Annotated in this window: 5 protein-coding genes; all 5 read left to right on the top strand. The window is 33.7% G+C overall.

Annotated elements, in window-relative coordinates; all coding sequences use genetic code 11:
- The first annotated feature begins 654 nt into the window (after positions 1–654).
- A complete protein-coding gene (locus A3KS_RS0117050) occupies positions 655–942 on the top strand; it encodes a hypothetical protein (protein WP_026395917.1) in 288 nt (95 codons plus the stop codon).
- A 63-nt stretch (positions 943–1,005) separates the two neighbouring features.
- A complete protein-coding gene (locus A3KS_RS0117045) occupies positions 1,006–1,605 on the top strand; it encodes a hypothetical protein (RefSeq protein ID WP_156913346.1) in 600 nt (199 codons plus the stop codon).
- Positions 1,606–1,625: 20 nt separating this feature from the next.
- Complete coding sequence (locus A3KS_RS0117040; RefSeq protein ID WP_026395915.1) at positions 1,626–3,296, top strand: ComEC/Rec2 family competence protein; 1,671 nt, start codon at positions 1,626–1,628, stop codon at positions 3,294–3,296.
- A 319-nt stretch (positions 3,297–3,615) separates the two neighbouring features.
- Positions 3,616–4,209 carry a type IV toxin-antitoxin system AbiEi family antitoxin domain-containing protein gene (locus A3KS_RS0117035; RefSeq protein WP_026395914.1) on the top strand — a complete coding sequence of 198 codons (594 nt, stop codon included), beginning with the start codon at positions 3,616–3,618 and terminating at the stop codon, positions 4,207–4,209.
- On the top strand, positions 4,206–4,593 hold a 388-nt coding region (locus A3KS_RS0117030), incomplete at its 3' end, for a nucleotidyl transferase AbiEii/AbiGii toxin family protein (RefSeq protein ID WP_026395913.1). The genes A3KS_RS0117035 and A3KS_RS0117030, both read left to right, overlap by 4 nt.

Genomic DNA, 4,593 nt, shown 5'->3' with positions numbered 1-4,593 from the left:
TTAAAAGCTTTTAAAAATGCAATTTTTGTCTGTTCAGATGGGGTGTTTTGGTTTATCATAGTGGTATGCACCTTTCTTGTCTGATTTTTGTTTGGTTTGCATCTACATTATATCAGACGTTGGGTGCGTTTTTCTGTCAACTTCTGTTTTTAGAAGCCACAGAATGTGTTGTTGTAAAGTCTCAGCTGAATTTTAGAGCTGGGAAAGTTGAGATATTAATATTAAGAATGATTTTATAGCTCGTCTTAAAAAATATAATCCTATAATTACTATTCTCGCTTGTACACGAGGAGACAAAAAAAGATCTTTTAATAAGATAAACACCGCTGAAGAAGAAATTGATTATTTAGAGAAAGATAAAGACTTTAAAAATAAGATGACAATACGCAATATGGTTATAAATAGAGTATTCGAGAATAAGAAGATTCAAGAAGTCTACAAAATGGACCATCCATCAAGTTGGATAAAGATAGAGAATGAAGAAGTAACAGATGTTGAGAAAATAGACCGCAATTAAACTAGGGGAGGGGAAAAGAAGCGTTTAAATAAAAATATTGACTAAACCGTGGGAGTTGTAATTATTGAACTTAATAATTCAAATAATAGCTAATTAAAGGAGTTTGATCGAAAACCCCGTTAAGGAGTAAACGTAAGTTGGAAATATTGAACGATGTTACAGAATTACGAAATAAAAAAATAGAAGGAATTGAAAAAATAGCAGATAGTAAATACTATTTTTACTATGATGAGACTGAAAATTTTGGCAAATTTAGGCTTGATCAATGTAAGCATTCTGGATTTAATATAGAACCAGACTCTTCACCTTTTAAGCTTGGGGGAATTTATAGCAAGAATGAAATTACTAACGAAATATCTGAGGAATTAATTAAAAGACTCCAGATTAATAGCAAAAGTCATGATTTAAAGTTCAATCAAATTTAAAAAAAACAAAGATCATTTTTCGAAATTTTGAAAAACAAAAATTTCGATATAATTCTAAACTGGATGGAAAAATATAATGTCAATATTCATTTTATTGAAGTGAACATTTTTTTCGAAGTCACAAATGCATTATATGCGTTACTCGCAGAAAAGAATGAAAATGAATTGGAAATTGGCATATTTAGAAAACTAATTCTGAGTAAATCTAAAGAATTTGCAAATTTAATATTTCGATATAAATATCCAAATATTAGTGAGTATAATAATTTTTGGAATGAGTTATATACTGTATTGCAGTTTGAAAAAACGAACAGAAATAAAAATAATATCTGTTCAATTTATGAATTAGAGACTTGTGTTGAAGATGAATTAAAAAAACAGTCAGGAAATAAAATCTTGTTTGCGTCTACAAAGAAACAAGAAGACAGTTTATTTTCGAGCGAACAAGGCATTTTAACAGAAAATCTATTTCCTGCTTATAGGATTCCAACAATAATATTTTACAATTCTATTCATTATTTCGATAATGAAAATGTTATAAAGGAATTATTCAAGAAGGAAATTAAAATAATACATTTTAATAAAAGAAATAAATTATACAATGATTCAAATCTCAAACAAAATGTACCAGAAACCAACATCATCATAGATGAAAAACAATAAAGCAAATGGGGGAACAAGCGTTGGCGTTTATTTACCGATATCAATTAAAAGATCCTGCTTTGAGGGAAGATACTTCGCTTAAAGAATATACTCAAGTAATACAAGTGGTCATTAGAAAACGCTTTGGTGAAAATTTAAAGGACATCCTAGTTCAAAATAATTATTTTGAATTTAAGCTATATACAACGGCGTGTAATGGTGTACTTCGTGATATGGGTCGCAAGATTAAAGCCAGTTTACCAGAGTATTTCAATTTACCCGAATATGGGTTTAAAAGAATGGAACAGACTTTATATGCACTTGCATATTCAACTCAGGAAGAGTTTGAAGATAATACTCAAAAGTATGTCAATCATATTGAGTTTTTCGATTCGATGCTTTTAGACAATTCTGATTTATTCATGAAAAGAGCTCAAGCTTTCTTCAAAGAAAGCGTTAGTAGTCAACTAAATGAAAAAGTTACTATTGATTGTAAAGAGAATATAAAAAATGGGTATAATATCGAGGAGATCATAAAAAATTACTATATAGATATTATTGAAGCGTACGTTGAAAAAGATTCAATTGCAAATTTCTTTAACCACAAGAAGCAAAAGAATATCAATGATGTAATGTGTTTTCAAGTTAGAGGTATCCATAAGCGTATTGAAGATATTGAAACTGAAAAAAATAAAAAATCTACAGATGATCTACTTCAACTCGAAAGCTGCCTTGATATTGGCGCTATTGAGTACCAAAAGAAGAATGATTTAGCAGAAAGCACACCACAGAGTTATAAAGATTATCTTAAGATTCATGTGGCAAAGGAGCGCCCTGAATTAGTTGAAATGATTAATAAGGAATTAGGATTAATTATTCCACAGACAGAAAGTATCGAAGTGCTAAAAATTATAAAAGAAAATCCGACAGGTAAGAAAGACAGTTATGTATTTAAGGTACATAATGTTGGACAAGCCCTTGCGTCATCTTTGTCATATGAAAATGAAGACCCCTTTTTATATTTCGATTATGGTATGCCCTTTGGAAAGCATAAGAACACTAGACCTAAAATTATAGATATGCCTACAAAACCTGGAGCTTCAATACTATTATCGCATGTTCATAAGGATCACTGGTTAAGACTTGGAGATGAAATAAATGCACATAAATGCCATTGGTATATGCCTGCCCAAAAGAGAAAGCTTCAATTAAACCATAAGATTGCAGAAATAATAAAATGCGGTGGGTCTGTTCAGATGATTAAATCTGACGTGGTTTTTCCTTTTGGAAATATTACTTGTTCTGGTTGTTCTAAAATAAAGCCAGTAAGGGCGGCTCAGCACGATCACGAAACAGGCTTGACGTTGCGAATTCAAGCACAGGATTTCGAGGGTAAAGAAATCAATATTTTGATAGCAGGAGATCAAGATTATGATTATGTAATCCAAAAGCAGTTAGACAATTTGGATATACTTGTTGCGAGTCACCACGGTTCTAATCATTGTTGGTCGACTCGTGGTTGTGTGCCTACGGCAAAAAAAGTAGAAACGTCAACAATAATTTATAGTTATGGAAATGGTCTTACTTATCACCATCGTTATACGAAGGATTATTTTAATGCGAATTGGAATCGAGAGTATCATACGAAAAATGGTGATTATAAGAAGGATATTTACATTAACAAGAATACCGGAATTATTGATCTTGATTGAAGATAATGGTTATTGCTCATTAGTATGGGGTAGTGGTATTAAAAGTTGGACATCGGGATATGACGATAATCTTCAATGCAAATTGTCACCTTAAACCGGTACGGGTCGCCTCTACCAAGCAGAGCGACAGAATTTCAATGGTTTTAATCAAATTCCCTTACGTTTCTTAATAATTGTCGTAATACGGTAGGTGCGCCAAGGCACACTATAGAGTGGAGCCGTTTTCTTCTTTCCAATTTCGGTTTATGAATAGATCATTCAGCATATTTACTTTCATGCTAATAATGTTTATAATATTAGTGTGAAAGGAAGTGGAATCGTGAAACAATACGAACAGCTGGATAAATTGATGGCTGAACATGACGGCATTGTTCAAACTTCGCAGGTTGTTGCCGAAGGAATTTCTAAACCTGTTTTTTATGATTATATCAAAGAGAAAAAACTGGAACAGGTGGCCCATGGCGTCTATGCTTCAGCGGATGCCTGGATCGATACGCTGTATCTGATTCATCTTCGCAGTAAACAAGCTGTCTTTTCTCATGAAACCGCTTTGTTTCTTCATGATTTGACGGATCGAGAACCAGCTCACTATTCGATTACAGTTAAGACTGGCTATAATCCCAACCGGCTGAAAGCCGATGGAGTCCAGGTTTATACGGTTAAGCCCGAGCTTCATGTAGTAGGCTGCACCACTGCTCAGACGTCCTTTGGACATACGGTTCCGGTTTATGATATGGAAAGAACCATCTGTGATCTGATCCGCAGTCGCAAAGGGGTTGAAATCCAAACCTTTCAAGACGCAATAAAGCAATATGTCCGACGCAAAGATAAGAATTTGCGAACACTGATGCAGTATGCATCCCTGTTTCGGGTCGAAAAAATTTTGCGACAATATCTGGAAGTACTATTATGATTAAGACATCAAAACAATTGAAGGATTTGATCCGTAATCTATCAAAAATGAAAGCAGCGGATGCCCAGATGTTGATGCGACATTATATGATGGAACGATTTCTGGAGCGAATTTCTCTTTCTGAATATAAAGATCAATTCATTTTGAAGGGGGGAATTCTAGTAACGGCGATGATCGGGTTAAACGCAAGATCGACCATGGATTTAGATGCCACGGTAAAAGGAATCAATGTGAATGCTGATGACGTTGAGCAGATCGTTGCTTCGATTGCCTCGGTTCCCTTGGACGATGGAGTATCTTTTTATATCAAGAGCATTGGTGAGATAATGGATGAAGCTGAGTATCCGGGGATCAGGGTTAGTATCGAGACAAAATTTGACGGCG

It is taken from the genome of Acetobacterium malicum subsp. dehalogenans DSM 11527 (assembly GCF_000472665.1).
GTDB classification, from domain to species: Bacteria; Bacillota; Clostridia; order Eubacteriales; family Eubacteriaceae; genus Acetobacterium; species Acetobacterium malicum.
Note: the sequence above shows the minus strand (reverse complement) of the source record. Positions and strands in the feature narration are given on the sequence as shown.

Bases quoted from the DNA above. Each gene is read 5' to 3' on its own strand.
- A3KS_RS0117045 (WP_156913346.1), top strand. From the start codon at position 1,006: ATGGAAAAATATAATGTCAATATTCATTTTATTGAAGTGAACATTTTT.